Source organism: Pseudomonas quasicaspiana (genome assembly GCF_021147825.1).
In the GTDB taxonomy this organism is placed as follows: domain Bacteria; phylum Pseudomonadota; class Gammaproteobacteria; order Pseudomonadales; family Pseudomonadaceae; genus Aquipseudomonas; species Aquipseudomonas quasicaspiana.
In genome coordinates this window covers 149,572-174,803 of record NZ_JAGTPI010000003.1, presented here as the reverse complement: position 1 = coordinate 174,803, position 25,232 = coordinate 149,572, and the positions used below count along the sequence as shown (strand labels likewise).

The following is a 25,232-nucleotide window of genomic DNA, read 5'->3' as shown; positions in this document are numbered from 1 at the left end:
ATTGAACGCTAGTTACTGTACAACTCCTGGCTTGCCTGGGTTTGATGCAAACGGATGCGGCTGCTGTTCAGGTGCAAGTACATGGCCGAACGCGCCGCATCCACATTCCCGGCGGCAATCGCCAGATAAATCTGCCGGTGCTCAGCATTGATCCCGGCCAGATACGCCGTGCGATCACTCTGCCCGGTGTAGGCCGAATTCATCCGGGTGCGGGGGATCAGCTTGGTGCCCAGGTGCTTCATGATATCGATCAGGTAGGTGTTGCCCGATGCCTTGGCGATTTTCAGGTGAAACTGGAAATCGGCATTGATCGTGGTCCCGGACTTTTGCGGCCCTTCGAGCAAGGCATCCAGCGCCTGCTTGATTTCCAGCAGGGCTTCGGGGGTACGCCGTTGTGCAGCCATGCCCGCCGCTTCGACTTCCAGACTCAAACGAAACTCCAGCAGATTAAGCACGTCAGGCAAGGTCGCGATAGTCGCTGGGCCAATCACGAAACCGGCAGGCGCAGGCATGTCCAGAACAAAGGTGCCTACCCCGTGACGGGTTTCCACGAGTCCCGCCGCCTGCATGCGCGACAACGCATCGCGCACTACCGTGCGGCTGACGCCCTCGGCCTCCATGATATGCAGTTCGGGAGGCAGTTTTTCACCGCGCTTGAGCACGCCATCGCGCATGCGCTGGGCAAAGCGATCAACCAGGGTCTCGGCTAAACGTCTGTGTTTTTTCTGGGACGAAAGGTCTGGGTCCGACATGGGCTGACTCGTTTTCGAAGAACCGACATTATAGTGCCAGCTGGCGCCAGCGTGGCAGCTGGCTGAGGTTATACTCTGCGGCCCAATGGAAACTTGAAATGAGTGACATGGAAATCCCGCCTGCAACCCCGGATCGGCGCACCAGCCTGGCTCAGCAATTGGTCAATGACTTCTCACGCAGAATCCGTGAAGGTGAGATCAAGGCCGGGGAAAAGCTGCCCACCGAGCAGGTGATCATTCAGGAGAAAGGCGTCAGTCGCACCGTGGTTCGCGAAGCCATGTCCAGGCTGCAGGCCGAAGGACTGGTGGAAACCCGGCATGGTATTGGCACCTTTGTAGTGGATGCCAGTCGCCCCAATGATTTTCAGGTCGATGAGCGCACCAGCGGCACGTTGCGCGATGCCATCGCGATCATTGAGCTGCGCCAGAGCCTTGAAGTGGAGTCCGCCGCCCTGGCGGCCGAACGACGCACGCCGGAGCAACTGCAGGCGATCCGCCAGGCACTCGACACCCTCAATGCTTGCCCGCCGGGCAGCGACACCGCGTTTGCCGATTTCGAGTTTCATCATCAGATATCGCTATGTACCGCTAACAGCTTTTTCACCGACGTGATGGAGCAACTGGGCAGCAGCATCATCCCGCGCTCAAGAATGCAGTTCAGCAACGCCCACTCACCGGATTATCTGGAAATCCTGCGCCGTGAACACGAGCAGATATTTGCCGCCATCGCCCATCAGGACCGCGATGCGGCAAGAGCGGCCATGCGCTTGCATCTGAGCAATAGCCTGGAGCGGTTGCGGCAAAGTCAGTATCAGAATGTCTGAAATGCGATCCCTGTGGGAGCGAGGCTTGCCCGCGATAAGGACACCGCAATTCTGCAGGCAAATCACCCAAACCTTATCGCGGGCAAGTCGGAGTGCCGTCCAATCGCTCCTACAGGAAAACCGCGTCGCCTATGAGGTCATCAACGGCGGTTCAAACGCGGTAATCCCTGGCAACTCCCCTTCCCACTTCACGATATCCACCGTCGCCGTTTGTGCCGAGCAGCCTTGGGACAGGCTTGATGAGCCGACATCCTCAGTAACCATGTTCGGATTGCCGTGTTTTTCCAGGCTATCGGGCTCGCCGTGCACCAGCGGATCGAACCACGCACCGGTGGCGATCTGGACCACGCCTGGGCGAATGTTATCCGAGACAATCACACCGGCCAGAAACGCCCCACGGTCATTGAAGACCTTGACCACATCGCCATCGCTGATACCCCGTGCCCGCGCATCGTCGGTATTCAGGGTCAGTGGTTCGCGTTGTTGAATCTTTGAAGAACGACTGTAGCTGCCATGATCATATTGGCTGTGCAGGCGGGTTTTCGGTTGATTGGATAACAGATGCAACGGGTAGTCTGAGGCCGTTTTGTCCAGCCACACCGGGTGCCCGGGGCAGTCGGCATAACCGAACCCGGCGATGCGCTCAGAGAAAATCTCGATACGCCCCGACGGGGTTGGCAACGGATGGGCGTCCGGGTCCTTGCGGAAGGCTTGCAGCAACACAGTATCCAGCTCCGGATATTCGACTTCAAACACGCCGTCGTGCCAGAACTGATCATAGTCCGGCAACTGAATGCCAAACTCCCCCGCCCTGCCCCGTGACTCTTCGTAAATGTGCCGCAACCAGCCCGAGGCATCCCGACCTTCGGTGAAGCCGTCGGCAAAACCCAGTCGGCCGGAAAGCTCGGCCAGAATCGCGTAATCATCACGGGACTCACCCACCGGCTCGATCGCCTGCTGCATGGCGATCATGAAACGATCAGACGCCGAGCTGCCGATATCGTTACGCTCCAGCGCCGTCGTGGCGGGTAAAACGATGTCAGCGTACTTGGCCTGTGCGGTCCAGAACTGCTCGTGGACAATAATAGTTTCCGGGCGCTGCCAGGCTTTCAGCAGGCGATTGAGGTCCTGATGGTGGTGAAAGATATTGCCGCCCACCCAGTACACCAGGCGGATATCCGGATAATGCCGCTGCTGACCGTTGTAGTCGAACGCCGCGCCGGGGTTGAGCAACATGTCCGCCACCCGCGCTACGGGAATAAAGTCTTTGACGGGGTTCTGGCCTTGGGAAAAACGCGGCCCGGAGAACGCTTTGCGACCGCTACCGGTATTGTTCATGCAACCGTAACCCAGACCGAAACCACCACCGGGCAAACCGATCTGCCCCAACAGCGCGGCCAGTGTCACAGTCATCCAGAACGGTTGTTCGCCATGCACAGAGCGCTGCAAGGAATAGGCGATATTGATCATCGTGCGCTTGCTGGCCATGCGTCGGGCCAGATCAGTGATCTGCGCAGCTGGAATATCCGTCAGGGCTTGAGCCCATCCGGGGTCTTTAGGCTGACCATCGGTAAGGCCAAGCAGGTAATCACGGAAGCGTTCATAACCCACCGCGTAACGCTGAACGAAGTCTTCGTTGTGCAAACCTTCGGTGACCAACACGTAAGCCAAAGCCATCATCAAAGCAGTGTCGCTGCCTGGGCGCACCGGCAGCCATTCATTGCGCGCGGGCCCTGACAGATCATCCCGCAACGGGCTGACGTTGACGAATTCCACGCCTGCTGCGGACATGTCTTGCAGGGCCTTGGTCAGCAGGTGATCGCTGGCACCACCGGGGCTGGTCTGGGCATTTTTGGCAGGCAGGCCACCGAACGCGACGAACAGCTCGCAATGCTGCGCAAGGTTTTTCCATGAGGTGTGCGCTGCCAACAACCAGTCCATGTTGCCGACAATATGCGGCATCAATACGCGTCCGGCACCGAGGCTATAGCTGTCGACGCTGGCGACGTAACCACCAAAGCCATTAAGGAAGCGGTGCAGCTGACTTTGCGCATGATGGAAACGCCCAGCACTGCCCCAGCCATAACTGCCGCCAAAAATTGCCTGATTGCCGTGTTCGGATTTGACCCGTTTCAGTTGTTTGGCCACAAGTTCCAGCGCGACGTCCCAGGAAACTTCTACAAAGGGTTCCTGACCGCGTAACTCCGGGCTGCCACCCTGCCCCTCAAGCCGCCCTTCAAGAAAAGAGCGCCGCACGGCCGGTCGACGAATACGCGTGGGCGATGTAAGCGCGTCAGCCACTGAATCACCGATAGGGGAAGGATCGCTGTCCCACTCCACCGGCACCAAAGCCCGCAGTTCGCCATCGACGACTTGCGGGCGATAAGCCCCCCAATGCAGCGAAGTGAAACTCATGACGCGGTTCTCCTGTGGTTTTACCCGTATTCAAACGGGTTAAACCATAGCATTTAGTTTTTTATTCACTAAATGCATTTTCAGAATGGGTTTATATGCAAAGACTAACTATCAAAACTCCCCTGATCCACGCTATCGAGCGGCAAACGCGCTTTCATCAAACTACATGCAAACTGCTGGATTGGAATGCATTTTCTGTAGGAGCTGCCGAAGGCTGCGAAGCGTTGCTCCTGACACACCGCGATCGCAGCCTTCGGCAGCTCCTACAGATCCTGTGTTTGCTGGGCGATCTCCTACATATAAAAGCATTTAAATTTAGTTAGTTACTTTATTTTTGATGAGAGCCAGCTTGTTGGCTCCTACAGGGGTTAGCTCCAGAAATCGCACATGCCCTCACCCCACCGCGAGCTGCACGTCCTCTCTTTCAAAGCGCACAGGCCAGACCCGCAAACGCTGCTCCGGATACTCCAGACAGCTGCCATCCTTCAAACGAAAGTGCTGCTTGTACAGCGGCGAGGCAATGACCAGATCACCCTTGATACTGCCGATCAGTCCGCGGCCAATCACGTTAACCCCGGACTGCGGATCACGATTGTCCACCGCGTAAAGCTGACTGCCCTCAGCGTCCGGCAGATAGAACAGCGCGACCTGCGCGCCGTCGAGCCAGACCACAACGCCAGAGTTGGTCACCAGATCTTCTCGGCCGCAAACCGTATGCCACGCAAGACTCGAATCAGGTGCAACAGGTTCACTGTGTTCGATAGCTGTCAGGCTCATCAGAGTACCTCCTCGACGACGGGAATAAGGTTAAGCTCGGCAGCCGTGGCCGGACGACGCTGGCCGCGCTCCTCAACGAAATGGATGTCCGGGTCCGGCCGCTTGTCATTAACGAAGGTGCGGAAACGCTTGAGTTTCTCCGGGCTCTTGAGGGTGTTGGCCCATTCGCATTCGTAGCGATCAACCACCAGTTGCATCTGCGCTTCCAGTTCCGCGCCCAACCCGAGGCTGTCGTTGATGATCACATCTTTGAGGTAGTCCAGACCGCCTTCCAGGCTTTCGCGCCATACCGAGGTGCGCTGCAGCTTGTCGGCAGTGCGGATGTAGAACATCAGGAAACGGTCGATGTAGCGAATCAGGGTTTCGTCATCCAGGTCGGTGGCGAACAGCTCGGCATGGCGCGGACGCATGCCACCGTTACCGGAGATATAGAGGTTCCAGCCCTTCTCGGTGGCGATCACGCCAACGTCTTTGCTCTGCGCTTCGGCGCACTCACGGGTACAGCCGGAGACCGCGAACTTTAGCTTGTGCGGCGAGCGCAGGCCTTTGTAGCGATCCTCGATGGTCAAGGCCATCTGCACGCTGTCCTGCACACCGTAACGGCACCAGGTACTGCCGACACAGGACTTCACCGTACGCGTCGATTTACCGTAGGCATGGCCGGTCTCGAACCCGGCTTCGATCAGCTCAGACCAGATGTCCGGCAACTCATGCAGTTGCGCACCGAACAGATCGATGCGCTGGCCGCCGGTGATTTTGGTGTACAGGTCGTACTTCTTGGCTACCACGCCGATGGCGATCAGCTTGTCGGCCGTGATTTCGCCGCCCGCGATACGCGGCACAACGGAGTAAGTGCCGTTCTTCTGCATGTTGGCCATAAACGTGTCGTTAGTGTCCTGCAAAGGCACCAGCGAGGCGTCCATGATCGGCTGGTTCCAGCACGACGCCAGAATCGACCCCACGGCCGGTTTGCAGATATCACAACCGGTATGGCCGCGACCGTGTTTGGCAAGCAGTTCTTCGAACGTCTGCACACCCTCGATGCGAACCAGCGCATACAACTCCTGACGGGTGTAGGCGAAATGTTCGCACAGGCTTTTATCGACGCTGACACCACGGGCAATCAGCTCGTGTTCAAACACAGTTTTCAACAAAGCGGCACAGCCACCGCAACCGGTGCAAGCCTTGGTCTCGGACTTGAGCACGCCCAAATCGGTACAACCGCCATCGATGGCAGAACAGATCGCGCCTTTGGTGACGTTGTGGCACGAACAAATGGTCGCGGTTTCAGGCAAAGACGCCGGGCCCAGAGTGGGTGCGCCAGAAGAACTCGGCAGGATCAGACTGGCCGGTTCGGCGGGCAGCGTGATCGCGTTCTGCATGTATTGCAGCAGGGTGTCGTAGTAACTGTTGTCGCCCACCAGCACTGCGCCGATCACATGTTTGCCCGAGGCATCGACCACCAGGCGGCGGTAGCTGGCAGTGGTCTGATCGATGAATTGATAGCTGCGTGAGCCCGGCGTGTGGCCGTGAGCATCACCAATAGAGCCAACGTCGACACCCAGCAGTTTCAGCTTGGTGGACATGTCGGCGCCCATGAACGGTTCAGCGTCGCCGCCGCACAAGGTCGTCGCTACGGCGCGTGCCATCTGGTAACCCGGTGCAACCAGACCAAAGATACTGCCGTTCCAGGCCGCGCACTCGCCAATCGCGTAAATATCCGGATCGCTGCTCAGGCACTGGCCGTCGATGCTGATGCCGCCACGGGGACCAATGTCCAGACCGCATTGGCGGGCCAGCGCATCCTGCGCACGAATGCCCGCCGAGAACACGATGAGGTCGGTTTCGAGGAATTCGTCATTGCCGAAGTTCATCCGGTAGCGGTATTCCTCACCCGCCGTGATCGACTGCGTACCACGGGCCAGATGCACCCCGACGCCTAATTGCTCAATGCGATCCTTGAGGGCGATACCGCCCTGCTCGTCCAGTTGCACCGGCATCAGGCGCGGGGCGAACTCCACGACGTGCGCTTCGAGGCCAAGGCTTTTCAGGGCATTCGCAGCTTCCAGTCCCAGCAAGCCGCCGCCCACCACAACACCGCGAATAGCGTTAGTCGCCGCAGTGCGGATCGCATCAAGGTCTTCCAGAGTGCGGTAAACCAGACGTGAGTCACCGTGAGCCCCTTCAATTGGCGGCACGAACGGGTAGGATCCGGTGGCCAGTACCAGCTTGTCGTAATGCACGCTGCCGGTGGCGGTGATGACTTTGTGGCCGTCCCGGTCAATCTCCAGCACTTGGGTGCCAAGGTGCAGCGTGACGCCGGGCGTCTGATACAGCGCAGCATCGGAAAGCGCCAGCGACTCGGCATCACGGCCGGTGAAGTACTCGGACAAATGCACGCGGTCATAAGCGCGCATGAGCTCTTCGCCAAACACATGCAGTTGATAGTGCTGCAACGCGCCACCGGCAATCAATTGCTCGACACAGTGGTGTCCGACCATTCCATTGCCGATCACGATCAGGGTTTGCAGCGAGTTCGAAGAATCAATATTTGTGTTCATGGATAGCACCCGACCAAAGCCAATCACGGAATAAAAAGCAAAAAAAAGCGCCTGAAACCTTGCGGTCTCAGGCGCCTTTGCCTGTTCGTTTTGGTGGTTAACCTGGCCTCTATGCCTGATCCACCTGAATTGCCCTGGCCTTGTTGGCTGATCGATCTTCGTTGACCGACGGGGCTGCCCACTCGACTACATTCGCGGTGGACCTGAGCAGGGATGATGCAGCGTTTGTGCCAGCCTGGGTGCAAATCGGGAAACCCTCGTAAAGCCCGACTGTCGATGCGGGTATACGGGACCGGCTTAGCTATAAGACTCATGATTCGGCGCATCCCCATGGTGCAAATCGGGCGCAGTCGGCTTTATATAAGTGCAGAAAGCTCGTTATCCAGAGTGCTTGATTGACTCAATTGGCGATGCATGAGATGCAATCTATATGACTCTCTCGCCAACTAAGAGCCATATAAGACTCTTCATGCTAAAAATGTAAGCTATAAGGCTCTTTATCTAATAAAGCAATCTATATAGCTCATTTATCTTGACGAGAGCCATATAGATTACATACTGCGTACCTCACTGAGGGACCGCGCCATGAAAACCACATTGCTTGATCAAATCCGCCAACGTCGTCTTGCGCTTGGCTTGAAAATTCAGGAAATGCCACTGCTGGCAGGGCTCACAAGACAGCAGTACGGCAAAATCGAAGCGGGTGGCAACCCACGACTCAACACACTCGATCAGATTGCTGAAGGGTTGGAGTCGGCACTGGTTCTGGTCCCCAAGTCGAAGCTCGCTGCCGTTCAACGCATTCTTGCCAGCGAAGCTCCAACGGAGATCAATCAGCGCTACACCGAACCTACAGTGCAAACTTTGACGGTCAGCGAAGAGGCTGAAAACCCGTGGGGAGACCTCTGATGGTCAAAGAAACGGTCTCAGCCTTACGATTGACCCTTCAGGGTGAAAACGTCGGTTATGTCGCGGGGTACTCCAACGGCAAAAACGTTTTCACACTAGCGCCCGAGTACGTCCAAAACGAGGCCAGACATCCGCTGACGCTGTCCCACAACAACCCCGCATCTCTGTCCCGGCAACTTGCAGCAAGCCATCCCTACATCAGCAGCCATAAGCTGCACCCGGTACTCAGCAACCTGCTTCCAGAAGGCGCGTTACGCGACTTCCTGTCACAAGCGATGAAGGTTCATCGGGATAATGAATTCCCGCTGCTGACCTGGCTGGGCCGAGACCTCCCCGGCGCACTGATTGCCTACCCTCTGGAAGCCTCGGAAATCCCGCATCTGGCCCTTCAGTACCGTGGAAAAATCCAGCCCACCGTTATCGATATTCCTGACAGCCGAGCGCATTTTTCCCTGGCCGGTGTACAAATGAAATTCTCCATGCGCAGCCAGGACGGGCGTTACATCACCGGCGACCCCGATGCTCCGGGGGACTGGATTATTAAAACGCCTTCGACCGTGCATCCCTTTGTGCCACTCAATGAATACACAGCAATGACACTCGCTGCCCTTGCTGGCGTGAACATCCCTGAAATCAAGCTGATCCCGATGACCCACATCGAGGCGCTTCCCAACATCAATCTGCCGAACGAGCAGTACGCCTATGGAATATGTCGATACGATCGATTACCAGACAACAAACGCATCCACTCAGAAGACTTTGCCCAGATTTTCTTTGCCTACGCCCACGACAAATACCGCGCGGCCAGTTATGAACAGGTAGGGAAGCTGATTTATCAAAACTCGCTTCAAGGCCAGCGCGACGCGGCGCAGATGGCGGTGAGGCTCCTGGTCAACATACTGCTGGCGAACGGCGACGCGCACCTCAAGAACTGGAGCATGATTTATCCAGATGGCCGCAACGCCGAACTGTCTCCCGCGTACGACATCGTTGTGACCAAGGCCTACATCACCGATGAAAACCAGTACGCCCTGAATATGGGCGGTAGCAAAAACTGGTACGAAGTTTCCATGGAGGACTTCAAGAAGTGGGCGGAATATGGGGATATTCCGTGGCGCCCGGTTCTCTACAACCTCATAGCGGCACTGGAGAAAGCTCGTACCTTTTGGCCTGCGGCTCTGGATGAGAGCGGGATGGCGGACGACCACAAAAGCGTTTTACGCGAGCACTGGAAGCGGCTGCATGCTGATTTTCGGATTGCGTGACTTGCGACAGATCTTGCCTCGCTGATAAAACCACGCTGTTCACAGCAAACACGGCTGGATTGAAATGCATTTTCTGTAGGAGCTGCCGAAGGCTGCGAAGCATTTCTCCTGACACACCGCGATCGCAGCCTTCGGCAGCTCCTACAGGCCCTATGTTTGCCACGATACATCCCGGTGCCTTGGACACCGGGGCCACTTCTACAGAAAAATATGCCAAATCAGATAGCTGGGCATTAAAAAACGCACAAACAAAAACGCCGCTCTATTGAGCGGCGTTTTCGTTAAATATGGAGCGGGAAACGAGACTCGAACTCGCGACCCCGACCTTGGCAAGGTCGTGCTCTACCAACTGAGCTATTCCCGCAATGGCGTCCCCTAGGGGACTCGAACCCCTGTTACCGCCGTGAAAGGGCGGTGTCCTAGGCCACTAGACGAAGGGGACACGCTAACTGAAACACATGGTGTGTATTTCAGTGCCCAAATCCAAGTCCGAAGACTGGGTTCTGGTTTCACTCAATCTCGCCCGGAAGCAAGACTGCATAAACTGGAGCGGGAAACGAGACTCGAACTCGCGACCCCGACCTTGGCAAGGTCGTGCTCTACCAACTGAGCTATTCCCGCAATATGGCGTCCCCTAGGGGACTCGAACCCCTGTTACCGCCGTGAAAGGGCGGTGTCCTAGGCCACTAGACGAAGGGGACACACGTACAACTTCACTACTTAACTTGCGTTCCGCTAGGTGCTTTACGCTGTAAGTGGCGCGCATTCTATGGATGGATTGAGGGGTCGTCAACCCCAATGTGAAAATTTATCTAAATCAATGACTTCGCCTGCTTTATCCAGCCGCCTGGCGCTGCGCGCTTCAGGTATTTATGGATTGGCCGACAAACTACAAGCAGTGCATCTATGCGCAATAGTGCTTAGCCACTACACTCACTTCAAATTTACTGACTACAGCTATATAGAGGTTCGCGCGGTGACTCCACTGATGATTACCCTGATGGTAGTAGCCGGCATTGCGCTCCTGATCGCGATCGGCTATCTCAACCATGTGGCAGAAAACTCCAAGCTGGATAAAGCGCGAACGAAGATCGAGCTCAGCGACCGACTGCGTCGCTGCACCGAAATTTCCGAAACGTTCCCGGGCCAACTGGTCACCCCTGCTTTAAAGCTGCTGATGACCCGTCTGGAACTCAACGTGGTACAGCGCATGCTGGCGCTGGATAAAAACAGCGCACATCTCAAAACCCGCGTCGACGAGCTGAACACCCTGGTTGCACAAGGCGACGCCATTGCAGTGACCAACCCGGCCAGCCCGATCCTCACCGAAGCCAAGGCCAAAGATGTTCGCTTTCTATTAGAAGCGCTGCATGGCCAGGTCACTCGCGCTGCACATGACGGATTTCTGCAAACCAGCGAAGCCAAGCACTGGATTCGCGAGATCCGCAACATTCTGGTGATGCTGCATATTGAATTCTTCAACAACCTGGGCCAGGCCGCACTGCAGCAGGACCAGCCTGGTCAGGCGCGTCTCGCGTTTGAACGCGGCGTGCAGTACCTGAAGAACCAGCCAGATCCTGTGACGTATCAAGCCGCATTGATAGCCATGGAAAAACAGCTGGCACGTGCCAACTCCATGGTACTGACCAACATTGCGCCAACCGCAGACGACGACAACGCTCTGACCGAAGGTCTGAAGGCGGACGACACCGAATCGGAATGGAAGAAGAAAGTCATCTACGACTGATAGACGACGGGTTGGCGCATACGCTCTGAGCGATGCGCCAACCAGGACTCAACAGTCCGTTGCTTTCAGAAAGATCGCTGCCAATCGCTCAATGCCTGCCTGATCCTGCTCCGAAAAGCGCCCCACCTTCGGACTGTCCAGATCCAACACCCCAATCAAGCGCCCCTCTTTCACCAACGGCACCACCAGCTCGCTGTTCGATGCGCTGTCGCACGCAATGTGCCCCGGAAACTCATGCACGTCTTCGACACGCTGGGTTTGCAGACTTTGCGCAGCAGCGCCGCACACACCGCGGCCAAACGGGATGCGCACACACGCGATTTGCCCCTGAAACGGCCCCAGCACCAACTCTTCATCACGGTTGAGATAAAAGCCGGCCCAGTTCAGATCATCAATCTGGCTATACAAAAAAGCCGAGAACTGTGCGGCGTTGGCGATAAAGTCTTTCTCATCAGCCAATAGAGATTCCAGCTGCGCAGCCAACAGACCGTAGCCTTCCAGCCCGGCACCGGTGTTTTGCAAGTCAATCATGGTTGTTGCTCCAACAATTTCAAACCTACCCAATAACGTGCGAATTGATAGGCGCACCGCCCATTGCGGTTGCCCCGTCCGGTTGCCCAGCGGATCGCGTGCTTGTCCAGTTCCTCATCACGCTGCCAGCTCAGGCCGGCCGCCAGGGCAAGTTGCGTGATCCAGTGTTCCACTACGTTCAGGTAGTGCTCCTGAGTGAACGGATAAAACGACAGCCACAGCCCAAAGCGATCCGACAGCGCAATCTTGTCTTCTACGGCCTCGCTTGGATGCAGTTCGCCATCGACTTGCTGCCAGTTGAGATTGTCGCTTTCCTTTTCCGGCACCAGATGACGACGGTTGGACGTGGCATAAAGCAGAACGTTGTCCGGAGCCTGCTCGAGAGAACCGTCGAGCACACTCTTCAGAACCCGGTAATCGCTCTCCCCTGCCTCGAAAGACAGGTCATCGCAGAACAGCACAAAACGCTGCGGCAGCTTTTGCAGTTGCTCGACGACACGCGGCAGATCGCCCAGATGATCGCGCTCGATTTCGATCAGCCGCAGGCCCGCCTTCGCGTACTCGGCGAGTAGCGCACGGATCAGCGAAGACTTGCCTGTCCCACGCGACCCCCACAGCAAAGCATGGTTGGCCGGAAGACCGTCGATGAACTGACGCGTATTGCGACCCAGTTGTTCACGTTGCAGATCGACACCGATCAGATCAGACAAACGCATGTCGAGGCTGACTTCAAGCGGCATCAGGTAACCGCTGCGGCCTTCACGAACCCAGCGCGCGGCCATGGAGTGTGACCAGTCGACCGCTTCCCGTGGCGCTGGCAGCAGCGGTTCAAGCCGCGCCAGTACGGCGTCGGCGCGTTCGAGAAAAGCATTCAAGCGAGAGTCCACAATGGCTCCTTGATTAACACGCAGTAAACACGACGGGACTGGCCTGAGCAGTGAGGAAAGCGGTTCCGGTCACACCTGTAGATAAGATGTGCCAACGCCTTCACGGCTAATGCCAGCCCTGCAAATATTCATTTCAATTCAGTTAACTATAAGTTGCTTGATGAGAGCCAGCGCCGATCAGCTATGCTTGCCCCCGCGAAGGACACCAGAAGTGGCAATACCCTCATGGACATAGCGTTTACTCAACGGCTCTCGTATAAACAGGCCCGCCTGACCGTTTTGCTCGGCTTCATTCTGGGGATGTTGCTGAGCCTGATACAAATTGCTATCGATTATGCCAGCGAAGATGCGTCCATCAATCGTGAAATTCGCTCTCTGCTGGAAATCAGCCACAACCCGGCCTCACGCATTGCCTACAACATCGACGCCGAGCTGGCTCAGGAACTGACCCTGGGCCTGTTGCAATCCCCGGCGGTGGCGGGCGCCAGATTGACCGACAACAACAATGTGGTGCTTTCCAGCGTCGAACGCCCCTTCGCGCAAAGTCGCTACCGGTTTGTCAGCGACTTCCTGTTTGGCGAAAGCCGCCAGTTCGAAGACACCCTGAACCTGGCGCACTTACCCAACGAACCGATTGGCACGCTGCGCCTGAACGTCGACACCTTTGCCTTCGGTAATCATTTCCTGCAGCGCTCGGGCATCACGCTGCTCAATGGCTTCATGCGCAGCCTGATTCTGGCGGGCGTGCTGACCCTGCTGTTCTACATGACACTGACCAAACCCCTGGTTGACGTGATACGGGCTCTGGCCACGCGCGACTCAAGCAACCCTACTCCCACACCACTGCGATGCCCACCCAAGCACGAAAACGATGAAATCGGCGTACTGGTAGATGTCGCCAACCGCCAGTTTGCAAACATCGCTTCAGAACTGGCGCGGCGGGTTGAAGCCGAAGACCGGCTGACGGCACACCGCAATGAACTGGAAGACATCGTTTCTGCCCGCACCACTGAATTGAAGGCCAGCAACGAAAGGCTGAGCAAGTCCAATGAAGAGCTGAAAATCGCTCGCAGTACGGCGCTGGACATGGCTCAGGCCCGCACCGCGTTCCTGGCGAACATGAGCCATGAAATCCGCACGCCGCTCAACGGGCTGCTAGGCATGCTCGCCCTGGCGCTGGACAGCCCCCTGAGCGCCGAACAGCGTCAGCAACTGTCGATTGCCCACGACTCGGGCAAGGTGCTGGTGGAACTGCTCAACGACATACTCGACATGTCCAAATTCAACGCGGGTCACTTGCAGGTCGAGCGCATCCCCTTCGATCTCGGCGCGCTGGTAGAGGACACCGCCAACCTGCTGTCACAGAATGCGGCGCCCAGCGTCGAGCTGACCTGTTTCATTGATACGCAATTTCCGGCTCTGGTGGTGGGTGACCCGACACGGGTCCGACAAATCGTCAGCAACCTGCTTTCAAACGCGCTGAAATTCACCCGTTTTGGCCGGGTGGATGTGCGACTGAGCAACTATCAGGATACTGACACCCTGGAAAACAGCGTGCGCATTGAAGTGCGGGATACCGGTATCGGCATTGCCCAAGAAGCACAGGAGAGGATTTTCCAGCCTTTTACCCAGGCAGAAGCGGCGATTACCCGGCAATTTGGTGGCACCGGATTGGGTCTGGCTTTGACCCATAACCTGTGTGAAGCCATGTCAGGGCAATTGAGTATTCATTCGGAGTCAGGATTCGGCAGTCAATTCTGCGCAGACCTGCCACTGCCCATCCATCAGGCCACCATTACTCCGACGCCTCTAAAAGGCCGCGTCGTAGTTGTCAGCAACGCGGGCAGCGGGCTTGTTGAGCTACTGGGCAATTTGTTGCCTGAATGGGGTATCGATTTTCAGCGATGGAGCATGGATGACAACGTGCTGAATATGGACCCCAGGAGCAGTCCTGATCTGGTGATCACCGATTGCCCGGAATGCCTGTTTGGCATGCGCCCGACGATTGATGTGCCCATTCTGCTGGTGACTGCCTACGGCAACTTCATGCCAAGCGAACAGGTCAGCGCCCTCGCCCCCCTGCAGCAACATGCTCGACCGCTGGCACGCAATGCCCTTTATCAAAGCCTGTGTCGGATCCTGCAACCCGAGCAGATTCCCGACCGGGATACGGAAGCGGCCGACAGCAAGACCTTGCGCCCGGCCAAAATCCTGCTGGTGGAAGACAACCCGGTCAATCAATTGGTAGCCCGAGGGATACTGAGCAAACTGGGCTGTGAGGTGATTGTCAGCAGCCACGGCGGCGAAGCGCTGGAGCAGCTTGAACTTCACGAGTTCGATCTGGTGCTGATGGACTGCAATATGCCGGTCATGGATGGCTACGAAGCCAGCCGCCAGATCCGCCAATGCGGACGCTGGCCACAACTGCCGATCATTGCACTGACTGCCAATGCCATGCCCGAAGAGCGCGAACGCTGCCGGGCGGCAGGCATGAGTGATTATCTGGCCAAGCCGTTTCGCCGTTCCGATCTGGTCAGCCTGCTGGAACAGTGGCTACCGGTGAAATGACTATTTGAGCAGCGTCTCGATTTCGCTTTTCAGGTCCTCGGGCTTGGTCAGCGGTGCGAAACGTTTGACCAACTGACCGTCCTTGCCAATGAGAAACTTGGTGAAGTTCCACTTGATGCGCTCGGACCCGAGTAAACCCGGCGCCTGCTTCTTCAACTGGACGAACAGCGGGTGGGCATCGCTGCCATTGACATCGATTTTCTTGAACAGCGGAAAACTTACCCCGAAATTCAGCTCACAGAATTCCGAAATAGCCCCTTCGTTACCCGGCTCCTGCTTGCCAAACTGATTGCAGGGAAAGCCCAGCACGACCAGCCCCTGATCCTTGTAGTCCTGCCAGAGCTTCTCAAGCCCTTTGTACTGCGGGGTAAAACCGCACTTGCTCGCGGTATTGACCACCAGCACAGCCTTGCCGGAAAAGTCGGCGAGGGTTTTCGATTCACCCTTGATCGTCGTAACCGGAATGCTCAGCAGATTGGCGCTCATGACAGTGATCCTTGATGAAAAGCGGGTCCTGAAATTAGCGCGCCATTGACTGGCGCGCATCTCAATTTCCGGGAGTGATGGAGGCTTATAAGCCATTGCGCGATGCTGTTGCTCGTGCGCTCCTACAGGAAATCAGTATTTCTGCCGGAAACCTGGTGAATGTCCCAACGCCCTTCCGGCTAAAACGCAGTCTATGTGGGAGCAGAGCTTGCTCGCGATAAGACTGGACGCGATCTAAACTGAACCGCGCCCAGCCTTATCGCGAGCAAGCTCTGCTCCTATCAAACAAAATGCAATCCCTGACCTGAAATGATTTTCTGTAGGAGCTCACGAGCATCGCGAGGCAGCGATTGCGTCCTGTCTGATACACCGCCATCGCGGCCTCGCGGTGCTCGTGCGCTCCTACAGATCCAATGTTTGTTTCGCGACAGCGCGGTGTCAGTGACACCGGGGCGGCTCCCACAAATCAAGCATGCAGGGCGAGACATCTTTCAAGCTTCGCGGGGCACCAAGTCCAGGCACACCGAGTTGATGCAGTAACGCAGGCCAGTGGGCGGTGGGCCATCAGGGAATACGTGACCCAGATGCGCGTCACATTTGGCGCAAACCACTTCAGTGCGAATCATGCCATGGCTGACATCGCGCACTTCGACCACTGCGCTGCCTTCGAGCGGCGCGTAGAAACTCGGCCAGCCGCAACCGGAATCAAACTTGGTAGAAGAGTCAAACAGCGGCTCGTTGCAGCAGATGCAATGATAGACGCCATCGGTTTTGGTGCTGTTGTATTTACCGGAGAACGGACGTTCGGTGCCCTTGAGGCGGCAAACGTTGTACTGCTCCGGGTCAAGCATGGCCCGCCATTCTTCCAGAGTCTTGTCCAACTTTTCCACAGGTACACCTCCGCAGTCGAAAAAGCCTGATCTGTATCTTCTCCACAGATCAGGTGGCACGTATCATTGCGCCTCATTACGCGCCAGTCTGTCACTCACGTTTCGACCATACAAACTCATTTTTACGGCGTCACACCCGACGAACCAGATTTACAGCTCGCTACGGCTCGTCCATTTTCGGGATCAATCACCATGCAGTTCAGCAAATCGAACAAGCTCGCCAACGTCTGCTATGACATTCGCGGCCCGGTGCTCAAGCACGCCAAACGCCTGGAAGAGGAAGGCCATCGCATCCTCAAGCTGAACATCGGCAACCCGGCGCCATTTGGTTTCGAAGCGCCGGACGAAATTCTGCAGGACGTGATCCGCAACCTGCCGACCGCTCAAGGCTACAGCGACTCCAAAGGCCTGTTCAGTGCGCGCAAGGCCGTCATGCAGTATTACCAGCAGAAGCAGGTTGAAGGCGTCGGCATCGAAGACATCTACCTGGGCAACGGCGTCTCCGAGCTGATCGTGATGTCGATGCAGGCATTGCTCAACAATGGCGATGAAGTACTGATCCCGGCTCCAGACTATCCACTGTGGACCGCAGCCGTCAGTCTGGCCGGCGGCAACCCGGTGCACTACCTGTGCGACGAGCAGGCTAACTGGTGGCCTGATCTGGCCGATATCAAGGCCAAGATCACCCCGAACACCAAAGCCATGGTGATCATCAACCCGAACAACCCGACCGGTGCCGTGTACTCCAAAGAAGTACTGGAAGGCATGCTCGAACTGGCGCGCCAGCATAATCTCGTGGTCTTTTCCGACGAGATCTACGACAAGATTCTCTATGACGATGCCGTGCACATCTGCACTGCCTCGCTGGCACCCGATCTGCTGTGCCTGACGTTCAACGGCCTGTCCAAATCCTATCGCGTGGCAGGCTTCCGCTCAGGCTGGGTAGCCATCTCCGGCCCTAAACACAACGCGCAGAGCTACATCGAAGGCATCGACATCCTGGCCAATATGCGCCTGTGCGCCAACGTGCCGAGCCAACACGCCATTCAAACCGCATTGGGCGGCTACCAGAGCATCAACGATCTGGTGTTGCCTCCAGGCCGCTTGCTGGAGCAACGCAACCGCACCTGGGAACTGCTCAACGACATTCCCGGCGTCAGCTGCGTGAAGCCGATGGGCGCACTTTATGCGTTCCCACGGATCGATCCGAAGGTCTGCCCGATCCACAACGACGAGAAGTTCGCCCTTGACCTGCTCCTGTCGGAAAAGCTGCTGATCGTTCAAGGTACGGCGTTCAACTGGCCATGGCCTGATCACTTCCGCGTGGTCACCCTGCCGCGCGTCGACGATCTGGATCAGGCCATTGGTCGCATCGGCAACTTCCTCAAGACATATCGTCAGTAACCCCAGGCCCCGCTGCGGCGCATAAACTGCGCCCGACGGGAATTCCTGCCCTCTCTTTGCGGTCATAGCGATTCCTGAGCAAGGGATCGCTTTTGCTGTGCCCGCGCTCGTGCCGCAATACAAAAAAACAATCTGCGCGTAACAGCGTTCAGAGCCAGCCGCTCTGGGCCGGAACCTGTTTGCCTAAAGCGAATGCTACTGGTTCGCGCCAGACGACACAGTTTGAAATAGTCGTCAGGTTGAATAGCCGCTGACATCACCTTATATACCCCGCAACGCGTTACATATTCGTCACAGGAGAACATCCAAACCATGATGCGCATTTTGCTGTTTTTGGCCACTAACCTGGCGGTCGTGCTGATTGCCAGCATCACCCTGAGCCTTTTTGGCTTCAACGGGTTCATGGCGGCCAATGGGGTTGATCTGAACCTCAATCAGCTGCTGATCTTCTGCGCTGTATTTGGTTTCGCCGGCTCGCTGTTCTCGCTGTTCATCTCCAAGTGGATGGCGAAAATGAGCACCGGCACCCAGATCATCACCCAGCCGCGTACCCGCCATGAACAATGGCTGGTGCAAACCGTCGAGCAACTGTCCCGCGACGCTGGTATCAAGATGCCGGAAGTCGGGATCTTCCCTGCCTACGAAGCCAACGCTTTCGCCACAGGCTGGAACAAGAATGATGCACTGGTTGCTGTCAGCCAGGGTCTGCTGGAACGCTTCTCACCTGATGAGGTGAAGGCGGTACTGGCCCACGAAATCGGCCACGTTGCCAATGGCGACATGGTGACTCTGGCGCTGGTGCAGGGCGTGGTGAACACCTTTGTAATGTTCTTCGCCCGCATCATCGGTAACTTCGTCGACAAGGTGATCTTCAAGACCGAAAACGGTCAGGGCATTGCTTACTACGTGACGACGATCTTTGCCGAACTGGTTCTGGGCTTCCTGGCCAGCGCCATCGTCATGTGGTTCTCGCGCAAACGCGAATACCGCGCTGACGAAGCCGGTGCCCGACTGGCAGGCACCAGCGCCATGATCGGTGCCCTGCAACGCCTGCGCTCCGAACAGGGCGTGCCGGTGCAGATGCCTGACAGCCTGACGGCGTTTGGCATCAACGGTGGCCTGAAGAGCGGTCTGGCTGCGCTGTTCATGAGCCACCCGGCTCTGGAAGATCGTATCGAGGCACTGCGCCGCCGCGGTTGATCGACCTGCATAAAAAAAACCGGCCTTAGTGCCGGTTTTTTTATGCGAGTAAATAACCTGTAGGAGCTGCCGAAGGCTGCGAGGCATTCATCCTGACATACCGCCATCGCAGCCTTCGGCAGCTCCTACAGGTCAATCGTTTGCCGCGCATCAGCGCCTTTTCAACGTCGAACCAAACGATAAACCCGCTCTTCCAGGCCTTCCACACCGCGCTGCTCAAATTTCACACTGCCCTTGAGAACATCGCTGGTCTGCAATATGTCCAGCTTCCAGCCCTCGGCCATCAATCGCTGCACCTCCTCGTCCGGAACAGAGAACGGCGGCCCATCAATCTTTGCCTGATCGTAATCCAGCGTAATCAGCAGCCCTTGGCATTCAGCAGGCAATACCGACGCCAGGTGTGCGACATATCGCTCACGCATCGCAGGCGGCAAGGCAATCAATGCGGCGCGATCATAAAGCGCCGTACACACCGCGACATCCTCAGCCCGCAACGCAAAGAAGTCACCGCACCACAACTCAATCCCTGCGCAGCCGTACACTTTGAACGCGCCAAGCTGGCTGATGACAGGTTCAATATGTTGCTCGCTGAAAAACGCCTGGACCGCTTTTTCCGACAGCTCGACACCCAATACCTTATGCCCCTGCTCCGCCAGCCAGACCAGATCAAGGCTCTTGCCGCATAAGGGCACCAAAACACGTCCATCCTTCCCGACCGCCAGTTCCGGCCAGAACTGCTGAAGCAAGGGGTTCGCTTGTTGCTGATGGAAACCAATCTGGTTGGCCGCCCACCGCTCGTGCCAAAATTCGGCCTGCATGAATACTCCTTATAATTCGATTAAAAGGCGCTAAAACTTATATTAGATTTAGATCAATGATCTGACTGAAGATGGCGTCATCTTAACGCTCAGGACGCCCGCTATGTTCCCCAGCCTGTTTATCTCCCACGGCTCGCCGATGCTTGCGCTGGAACCAGGCGAAAGCGGCCCGGCCCTGTTGCGTCTCGCAGCCGAGATGCCCAGGCCCAAGGCGATTGTTATTGTTTCAGCTCACTGGGAAAGCCAGGAGCTGCTGGTCAACGCCAACCCGCAGCCGGAAACCTGGCATGACTTCGGCGGTTTCCCCGCGGCCCTGTTTGCGGTGCAGTACCCCGCTCCCGGCTTGCCAACGTTGAGCGCTGAAGTCCTGGGGCTGTTGCAGGCTGCCGGGCTGGCAGCGCGCACTAACAGCCAACGACCTTTTGATCATGGTGTGTGGGTGCCACTGTCTCTGATGTATCCCGATGCCGACATCCCTGTTGTTCAGGTTTCCCTGCCCAGCCGCGAAGGCCCGGCACTGCAGACTCGCGTCGGCCGGGCGCTGGCCAGCCTGCGTGATCAGGGTGTATTGATTATCGGCTCGGGCAGCATCACCCACAATCTTGGTGAACTGGACTGGCATGCCGGACCGGAAAGCGTAGAGCCATGGGCCAAAGCGTTTCGCGACTGGATGATAGAGAAGCTGGGCAGCAATGATGAGGGCGCATTGCATGACTACCGGGCACAAGCCCCCAACGCCGTGCGCAGTCACCCAAGCGATGAGCATTTGCTGCCGCTGTATTTCGCCCGGGGTGCCGGTGGTGAATTCAGCGTGGCGCACAAAGGCTTCACGATGGGAGCACTGGGAATGGATATTTACAGGTTTGGGTGAGGCCACAGACCTGACGACAATCTGTAGGAGCTGCCGAAGGCTGCGAGACGATATTCCTGATGCACCACCATCGCAGCCCTCGGCAGCTCCTACAGAAGCAGGAAACCCAGACAAAAAAATCCCCGAACCAGTCGGGGATTTTTTATTTCAGACGATCAACTCAAGCGTTGATCAATCTTCGCGATAGCGACGCAGCTTCAACTGCTTGCCTGCAACGCGGGTGTCCTTGAGTTTGGTCAACAGACGCTCAAGGCCATCTTCCGGCAGTTCAACCAGGCTGAAGCTGTCGCGCACCTGGATGCGGCCGATTGCTTCGCGGGCCAGGCCGCCTTCGTTGAGGATTGCACCCAGCAGGTTCTTGGCAGCGATACCATCACGCGCACCCAGCGCGGTACGGCAACGAGCACGACCTTCGGCCAATGGAACCGGAGCGCGACGCTCACGATCACCACTGCGCTCTGGACGATCCGACGACGAACGATCACTACGCTCACGCGGTGCGTTGTTCGGCACCAGTGGGCGCTCGCGCTCGATGGCTGCCAGGGTCAGAGCCTGACCGTTGGTAGCTTTGCGCAGCAGAGCAGCGGCCAGGGCGCGCGGGCTGCAACCGATATCGGCAGTCAGACGATCCAGCAGTTCGCCGTGAGTCGACTCGGCATCGCCAACCAGTGGCGACAGGCTGTTGGTCAGTTTCTTGATGCGGGCATCGAGAACAGCCTGAGCATCCGGCAGGCGGACTTCAGCAACTTTCTGACCGGTTACACGCTCGATCACTTGCAGCATGCGGCGCTCACGCGGAGTCACCAGCAGCAGTGCACGACCTTCGCGACCGGCACGGCCAGTACGGCCGATACGGTGAACGTAGGACTCTGGGTCGTACGGCATGTCAACGTTGAATACGTGAGTGATGCGCGGAACGTCCAGACCACGGGCAGCAACGTCGGTCGCTACAACGATGTCCAGGCGGCCATCCTTGAGGGAGTCGATAACGCGCTCACGCTGGTTCTGGGCAATGTCACCGTTCAGTGCAGCAGCCTTGTAGCCTTTGGCTTCAAGGGCACTTGCCAGATCCAGGGTCGCTTGCTTGGTGCGTACGAACATGATCAGGGCGTCGAAATCTTCGACTTCCAGCAGGCTCAGTACAGCTGAGGTCTTCTGGTCAGCGTGAACCAGCAGGTGAGCCTGCTCGATCGCGGTAACGGTCTGGGTCTTGGTCTGAATCTTAACGTGCTTCGGATCGCGCAGGTGGCGCTCGGCGATGGCACGGATCGATTGCGGCAAAGTAGCCGAGAACAAAACGGTCTGCTTGGTTTCCGGCATGGCCTTGAAGATAACTTCCAGGTCGTCCATGAAGCCCAGCTTGAGCATTTCGTCCGCTTCGTCGAGAACCAGGTGGTTCACGGTCGCGAGGACTTTCTCGTCACGACGCAGGTGATCGCACAGACGGCCCGGCGTGGCGACAACGATTTGTGCGCCATTGCGGATTGCTTTCAGTTGCGGGCCCATCGGCGCACCGCCGTAGACAGCCACTACGGTAACGCCCGGCATTTGCTTGGCGTAGGTTTCGAAAGCGGTAGCAACCTGCAGGGCCAGTTCGCGAGTCGGCGCCAGAATCAGTGCTTGCGGCTCGCGCTTGCTTGGGTCGATACGATGCAGGATTGGCAGTGCGAACGCGGCGGTTTTACCCGTACCGGTTTGCGCCTGGCCGATCATGTCATGGCCGGCCATGATAATCGGGATCGACTGCTGCTGAATGGCCGAAGGCTCTTCGTAGCCAGTGGCAATAACGGCTGCAAGGATATTTGGATGAAGTTCAAAAGCGGCGAAGCCGCCGAATTCCTGGGTCATGGGTCTGCCTCTAGTGCATCCGCAAAGACCCATGCTCCAAAGCTGCGCGTGCCGTGTACGACCCTAAAGTCACCCTGGCTGCTCTGTCGGCGGGGATTTGCGAAAACGTTTGATGAATGGATCGCCTAGGATAGTTCGCACAGCGAACAAGCAGCCGAAGCTGGCTTCGGGGAATTGCAATACCTTGACGAGGGCCCTGTTAAAGACCGGCGCGCACTATACCGGAATTACGCAAAAAAGTGAGGATTTTTTTCACTACCAATCATGGCTAATGCCCAAGACCTACAGGCTTTGCGCAAACCGACAACAGTGACTATTTTGCTACAGGCCCGGGTTTACGGGAGAAACTGCTTAAACGGTTCACCTGATCACTCAGACAGTCCGCCTCCGATCCTACTCCACGCGCAGGGACTTCCTACATGACTTCCTCTATAAAAGGCCGTGTCAGTCGTGAACTGCACGACCACGTGATGCTCATCGGCCTGGATCGTGTCGCCAAACGCAACGCCTTCGATCTTGAGCTGCTCAACCAGCTAAGCCTGGCTTACGGTGAATACGAACGCGAGGATCAGGCCAGAGTCCTGGTGGTTTTTGCCCATGGTGAGCATTTCACTGCCGGGCTGGATCTGGCCGAAGCCGGTCCGGCGCTGATCAATGGCTGGCAGGTGCCCGAAGGCGGTTGTGACCCTTGGGGCGTGTTCGCAGGCCCCCGGGTCAGCAAACCGGTGATCGTTGCCGCTCAGGGTTACTGCCTGACCCTGGGCATTGAGCTGATGTTGGCGTCGGATATCAATCTGTGCGCGAGCACGACCCGCTTTGCGCAACTGGAAGTCCATCGCGGGATCTTCGCCTTTGGTGGCGCCACATTACGTCTGCATCAGATCGCCGGTTGGGGCAATGCGATGCGCTGGCTGCTGACCGGCGACGAATTCGATGCCCAGGAAGCCTGTCGCATGGGGCTGGTGCAGGAAGTCACGGCCCCGGAAGACCTTCTGCCCTATGCCTTGCTGCTGGCCGGGCGCATCGCAGAACAGGCACCGCTGGCGATTCGCGCAACGATTGCTTCGGCCCGTCAGGCGGTGCTCGAAGGAGAAACAGTCGCCGCCCAGGCGCTACCTGCCATGGTCAACCACCTGATGAGTACCGAGGACGCCAAAGAAGGCCTGCTTGCCATGCAAGAGCGCAGGCCCGGTGTCTTTAAAGGCGTGTGATCTGAGTCCCACAGTGTCCGTGACACAGCGCTGTCGCGCAGCAGGCATTGGACCTGTACAGACTGTGTGAAAACGTAGCGAGCGACGGCAAGACAAGGCAAACACAGGCGAAAAACGGCCGGGGTCGCGTCCGACTCTAGGTGTTCTAAATGAGCATTTTTCGCCTGTTTTTAACGCAGTATTGTGCGCGTAGCACCGAAGGTGCCCAGCCTGGAGTAGTTTTCACACAGTCTGTGTAGGAGCTGCCGAAGGCTGCGATGGCGGTGTGTCAGGATAAGAGCATCGCAGCCTTCGGCAGCTCCTACAGAAATGCGCCCCAAAGATCGTTCGCCGTGTCCGGACATGGGCAACGCCTGAAGGCTCTGTCTTCAGGTTGCCGGGCGCAGATCCTTGATCAAGGATGCCAGCGAGTAACCAAGGCGTGGTGCCAGTTCTTCAGCACGGGCATTCAGCGATGCAACGTCCAGCTCCTGATCCAGATCGGCAGGAACAATAAGAATAACGTTGCCCTCCTTCACCGGCAGCTCCCAGTAGTGCCGGTGGTAGAGACCACGAAATAGCGCCGCGCCCAACGGTTTGCCGTCATCCGAGGCCCACTGATTGATCACCAGCCAGCCTCCTGAATTCAGACGTTTCTGACAGTTCTCAAGGAATTTCCAGGCCAGATGGCCAACACCGGGACCGACATCGGTATAGAGATCGACGAAAATCAGGTCAGCCGGTTCGGCGGTGTCCAGCAGTTCAAGCGCATCGCCAATGCGGATATACAACCGGGGATCGTCATCCAGCCCCATGAATTCAATAGCCAGACGCGGCACGTCAGGACGCAATTCGATGGCCTCGACATCTTCCAGCGGCAAAAACTTCAGGCAAGCCTGAGTCAGCGTACCCGCCCCCAGCCCCAGAAACAGCGCGCTTTCCGGGGCGTCGTGACACAACGCGCCAATCAGCATCGCCCGGGTGTAGTCGTACTCAAGCCAGCTCGGATCGGCCGTGAAGGTGCAGCTTTGCTCGATGGCATCGCCGAATTCCAGAAAGCGGTAGTCGTCGACCTCCAGCACGCGAATCATGCCGAAATCGTCGTGCACCTCGGCCAGAATCCGCTCCACCCGCTCCTCAGTCATTGTTTCTCCTAACGGCGAGCCCAAGTCTGGCCTGTTGATGCAGTCGCAGGACCGCGCAAAAAGCGAATTGTCGATCAACCGCAGTCACAAGGTCACGCTCTTTCTCTTTGATGGCGCTAGCGCTACTGCCGTAACCGCGCTCCG

20 protein-coding genes and 4 tRNA genes are annotated in these 25,232 nt (G+C 57.2%); 9 read left to right on the top strand and 15 right to left on the bottom strand.

Features of this window, described 5'->3' with window-relative positions:
• Window positions 1-8: 8 nt before the first annotated feature.
• Window positions 9-752: a FadR/GntR family transcriptional regulator gene (locus tag KDX30_RS04115; protein ID WP_087271095.1), complete on the bottom strand. Its 744-nt coding sequence runs from the start codon at window positions 750-752 to the stop codon at window positions 9-11.
• A 98-nt stretch (window positions 753-850) separates the two neighbouring features.
• Here KDX30_RS04115 and KDX30_RS04110 point away from each other — a divergent pair, with 98 nt between their 5' ends.
• Complete coding sequence (locus KDX30_RS04110; protein WP_373562184.1) at window positions 851-1,576, top strand: FadR/GntR family transcriptional regulator; 726 nt, start codon at window positions 851-853, stop codon at window positions 1,574-1,576.
• 129 nt (window positions 1,577-1,705) lie between these two features.
• Here the strand turns inward: KDX30_RS04110 and KDX30_RS04105 are convergent, their stop codons facing one another.
• The 3 genes from KDX30_RS04105 to nirB form a co-directional block, all read right to left on the bottom strand.
• Entirely contained in the window at window positions 1,706-3,991 is a 2,286-nt protein-coding gene (locus tag KDX30_RS04105) for a molybdopterin guanine dinucleotide-containing S/N-oxide reductase (RefSeq protein ID WP_231675039.1), read from the bottom strand.
• Window positions 3,992-4,384: 393 nt separating this feature from the next.
• Complete coding sequence (nirD, locus tag KDX30_RS04100) at window positions 4,385-4,768, bottom strand: nitrite reductase small subunit NirD (protein ID WP_231675038.1); 384 nt, start codon at window positions 4,766-4,768, stop codon at window positions 4,385-4,387.
• The gene (gene nirB / locus KDX30_RS04095) at window positions 4,768-7,329 is read right to left on the bottom strand and encodes a nitrite reductase large subunit NirB (protein WP_231675037.1); all 2,562 of its coding nucleotides are present in this window, start codon (window positions 7,327-7,329) and stop codon (window positions 4,768-4,770) included. The genes nirD and nirB overlap by 1 nt, the downstream gene beginning before the upstream one ends.
• A 585-nt stretch (window positions 7,330-7,914) precedes the next feature.
• Here nirB and KDX30_RS04090 point away from each other — a divergent pair.
• On the top strand, window positions 7,915-8,238 hold the full coding sequence (locus KDX30_RS04090) for a helix-turn-helix transcriptional regulator (protein WP_231675036.1): 324 nt from the start codon (window positions 7,915-7,917) through the stop codon (window positions 8,236-8,238).
• Window positions 8,238-9,503: a type II toxin-antitoxin system HipA family toxin gene (locus tag KDX30_RS04085; RefSeq protein WP_231675035.1), complete on the top strand. Its 1,266-nt coding sequence runs from the start codon at window positions 8,238-8,240 to the stop codon at window positions 9,501-9,503. Before KDX30_RS04090 ends, KDX30_RS04085 begins: the two co-directional genes overlap by 1 nt.
• A gap of 288 nt (window positions 9,504-9,791) precedes the next feature.
• On the opposite strand, the gene KDX30_RS04080 is transcribed toward KDX30_RS04085, so the two are convergent.
• From KDX30_RS04080 to KDX30_RS04065, 4 genes are all read right to left on the bottom strand, one after another.
• A tRNA-Gly gene (locus KDX30_RS04080) sits at window positions 9,792-9,867 on the bottom strand.
• Between the two features lie 2 nt (window positions 9,868-9,869).
• Window positions 9,870-9,945, bottom strand: a tRNA-Glu gene (locus tag KDX30_RS04075).
• A 103-nt stretch (window positions 9,946-10,048) separates the two neighbouring features.
• A tRNA-Gly gene (locus KDX30_RS04070) sits at window positions 10,049-10,124 on the bottom strand.
• A 4-nt stretch (window positions 10,125-10,128) separates the two neighbouring features.
• A tRNA-Glu gene (locus tag KDX30_RS04065) sits at window positions 10,129-10,204 on the bottom strand.
• A 287-nt stretch (window positions 10,205-10,491) separates the two neighbouring features.
• On the opposite strand from KDX30_RS04065, the gene KDX30_RS04060 reads away from it, so the two are divergent.
• A complete protein-coding gene (locus KDX30_RS04060) occupies window positions 10,492-11,250 on the top strand; it encodes a hypothetical protein (RefSeq protein WP_231675054.1) in 759 nt (252 codons plus the stop codon).
• A 48-nt stretch (window positions 11,251-11,298) separates the two neighbouring features.
• Here the strand turns inward: KDX30_RS04060 and KDX30_RS04055 are convergent, their stop codons facing one another.
• Both KDX30_RS04055 and KDX30_RS04050 read right to left on the bottom strand, forming a co-directional pair.
• On the bottom strand, window positions 11,299-11,781 hold the full coding sequence (locus tag KDX30_RS04055; protein ID WP_122704386.1) for a GAF domain-containing protein: 483 nt from the start codon (window positions 11,779-11,781) through the stop codon (window positions 11,299-11,301).
• Window positions 11,778-12,668 carry an ATP-binding protein gene (locus tag KDX30_RS04050; protein WP_099267445.1) on the bottom strand — a complete coding sequence of 297 codons (891 nt, stop codon included), beginning with the start codon at window positions 12,666-12,668 and terminating at the stop codon, window positions 11,778-11,780. The genes KDX30_RS04055 and KDX30_RS04050 overlap by 4 nt, the downstream gene beginning before the upstream one ends.
• Window positions 12,669-12,893: 225 nt before the next feature.
• On the opposite strand from KDX30_RS04050, the gene KDX30_RS04045 reads away from it, so the two are divergent.
• Window positions 12,894-15,236 (top strand): response regulator, encoded by a 2,343-nt coding sequence (locus KDX30_RS04045; protein WP_231675034.1) that lies wholly within the window; start codon window positions 12,894-12,896, stop codon window positions 15,234-15,236.
• On the opposite strand, the gene KDX30_RS04040 is transcribed toward KDX30_RS04045, so the two are convergent.
• Both KDX30_RS04040 and msrB read right to left on the bottom strand, forming a co-directional pair.
• Window positions 15,237-15,722 (bottom strand): glutathione peroxidase, encoded by a 486-nt coding sequence (locus KDX30_RS04040; protein WP_027902447.1) that lies wholly within the window; start codon window positions 15,720-15,722, stop codon window positions 15,237-15,239.
• A 491-nt stretch (window positions 15,723-16,213) separates the two neighbouring features.
• Window positions 16,214-16,612: a peptide-methionine (R)-S-oxide reductase MsrB gene (msrB, locus tag KDX30_RS04035; protein WP_027902446.1), complete on the bottom strand. Its 399-nt coding sequence runs from the start codon at window positions 16,610-16,612 to the stop codon at window positions 16,214-16,216.
• A 192-nt stretch (window positions 16,613-16,804) separates the two neighbouring features.
• On the opposite strand from msrB, the gene KDX30_RS04030 reads away from it, so the two are divergent.
• Together KDX30_RS04030 and htpX are read left to right on the top strand one after the other, a co-directional pair.
• Entirely contained in the window at window positions 16,805-18,016 is a 1,212-nt protein-coding gene (locus KDX30_RS04030) for a pyridoxal phosphate-dependent aminotransferase (RefSeq protein WP_027902445.1), read from the top strand.
• A 312-nt stretch (window positions 18,017-18,328) separates the two neighbouring features.
• Window positions 18,329-19,216, top strand: a complete 888-nt coding sequence (gene htpX / locus KDX30_RS04025; protein ID WP_027902444.1) for a protease HtpX — start codon at window positions 18,329-18,331, stop codon at window positions 19,214-19,216.
• A gap of 161 nt (window positions 19,217-19,377) precedes the next feature.
• On the opposite strand, the gene KDX30_RS04020 is transcribed toward htpX, so the two are convergent.
• The gene (locus KDX30_RS04020) at window positions 19,378-20,034 is read right to left on the bottom strand and encodes a thiopurine S-methyltransferase (protein WP_231675033.1); all 657 of its coding nucleotides are present in this window, start codon (window positions 20,032-20,034) and stop codon (window positions 19,378-19,380) included.
• 103 nt (window positions 20,035-20,137) lie between these two features.
• On the opposite strand from KDX30_RS04020, the gene KDX30_RS04015 reads away from it, so the two are divergent.
• The gene (locus tag KDX30_RS04015) at window positions 20,138-20,905 is read left to right on the top strand and encodes a DODA-type extradiol aromatic ring-opening family dioxygenase (protein ID WP_231675032.1); all 768 of its coding nucleotides are present in this window, start codon (window positions 20,138-20,140) and stop codon (window positions 20,903-20,905) included.
• A gap of 171 nt (window positions 20,906-21,076) precedes the next feature.
• Here the strand turns inward: KDX30_RS04015 and KDX30_RS04010 are convergent, their stop codons facing one another.
• Window positions 21,077-22,786 carry a DEAD/DEAH box helicase gene (locus KDX30_RS04010; RefSeq protein ID WP_200866102.1) on the bottom strand — a complete coding sequence of 570 codons (1,710 nt, stop codon included), beginning with the start codon at window positions 22,784-22,786 and terminating at the stop codon, window positions 21,077-21,079.
• Window positions 22,787-23,172: 386 nt separating this feature from the next.
• Here KDX30_RS04010 and KDX30_RS04005 point away from each other — a divergent pair, with 386 nt between their 5' ends.
• Window positions 23,173-23,964, top strand: a complete 792-nt coding sequence (locus KDX30_RS04005; protein ID WP_099267451.1) for a crotonase/enoyl-CoA hydratase family protein — start codon at window positions 23,173-23,175, stop codon at window positions 23,962-23,964.
• Window positions 23,965-24,332: 368 nt separating this feature from the next.
• On the opposite strand, the gene KDX30_RS04000 is transcribed toward KDX30_RS04005, so the two are convergent.
• Complete coding sequence (locus KDX30_RS04000) at window positions 24,333-25,088, bottom strand: spermidine synthase (RefSeq protein WP_027900564.1); 756 nt, start codon at window positions 25,086-25,088, stop codon at window positions 24,333-24,335.
• Window positions 25,089-25,232: the final 144 nt, after the last annotated feature.

Coding starts and splice junctions, on each gene's coding strand:
- KDX30_RS04115 (WP_087271095.1), bottom strand. CDS start 752: ATGTCGGACCCAGACCTTTCGTCCCAGAAAAAACACAGACGTTTAGCC.
- KDX30_RS04110 (WP_373562184.1), top strand. CDS start 851: ATGAGTGACATGGAAATCCCGCCTGCAACCCCGGATCGGCGCACCAGC.
- KDX30_RS04105 (WP_231675039.1), bottom strand. CDS start 3,991: ATGAGTTTCACTTCGCTGCATTGGGGGGCTTATCGCCCGCAAGTCGTC.
- nirD (WP_231675038.1), bottom strand. CDS start 4,768: ATGAGCCTGACAGCTATCGAACACAGTGAACCTGTTGCACCTGATTCG.
- nirB (WP_231675037.1), bottom strand. CDS start 7,329: ATGAACACAAATATTGATTCTTCGAACTCGCTGCAAACCCTGATCGTG.
- KDX30_RS04090 (WP_231675036.1), top strand. CDS start 7,915: ATGAAAACCACATTGCTTGATCAAATCCGCCAACGTCGTCTTGCGCTT.
- KDX30_RS04085 (WP_231675035.1), top strand. CDS start 8,238: ATGGTCAAAGAAACGGTCTCAGCCTTACGATTGACCCTTCAGGGTGAA.
- KDX30_RS04060 (WP_231675054.1), top strand. CDS start 10,492: ATGATTACCCTGATGGTAGTAGCCGGCATTGCGCTCCTGATCGCGATC.
- KDX30_RS04055 (WP_122704386.1), bottom strand. CDS start 11,781: ATGATTGACTTGCAAAACACCGGTGCCGGGCTGGAAGGCTACGGTCTG.
- KDX30_RS04045 (WP_231675034.1), top strand. CDS start 12,894: ATGGACATAGCGTTTACTCAACGGCTCTCGTATAAACAGGCCCGCCTG.
- KDX30_RS04040 (WP_027902447.1), bottom strand. CDS start 15,722: ATGAGCGCCAATCTGCTGAGCATTCCGGTTACGACGATCAAGGGTGAA.
- KDX30_RS04030 (WP_027902445.1), top strand. CDS start 16,805: ATGCAGTTCAGCAAATCGAACAAGCTCGCCAACGTCTGCTATGACATT.
- htpX (WP_027902444.1), top strand. CDS start 18,329: ATGATGCGCATTTTGCTGTTTTTGGCCACTAACCTGGCGGTCGTGCTG.
- KDX30_RS04020 (WP_231675033.1), bottom strand. CDS start 20,034: ATGCAGGCCGAATTTTGGCACGAGCGGTGGGCGGCCAACCAGATTGGT.
- KDX30_RS04015 (WP_231675032.1), top strand. CDS start 20,138: ATGTTCCCCAGCCTGTTTATCTCCCACGGCTCGCCGATGCTTGCGCTG.
- KDX30_RS04010 (WP_200866102.1), bottom strand. CDS start 22,786: ATGGGTCTTTGCGGATGCACTAGAGGCAGACCCATGACCCAGGAATTC.
- KDX30_RS04005 (WP_099267451.1), top strand. CDS start 23,173: ATGACTTCCTCTATAAAAGGCCGTGTCAGTCGTGAACTGCACGACCAC.
- KDX30_RS04000 (WP_027900564.1), bottom strand. CDS start 25,088: ATGACTGAGGAGCGGGTGGAGCGGATTCTGGCCGAGGTGCACGACGAT.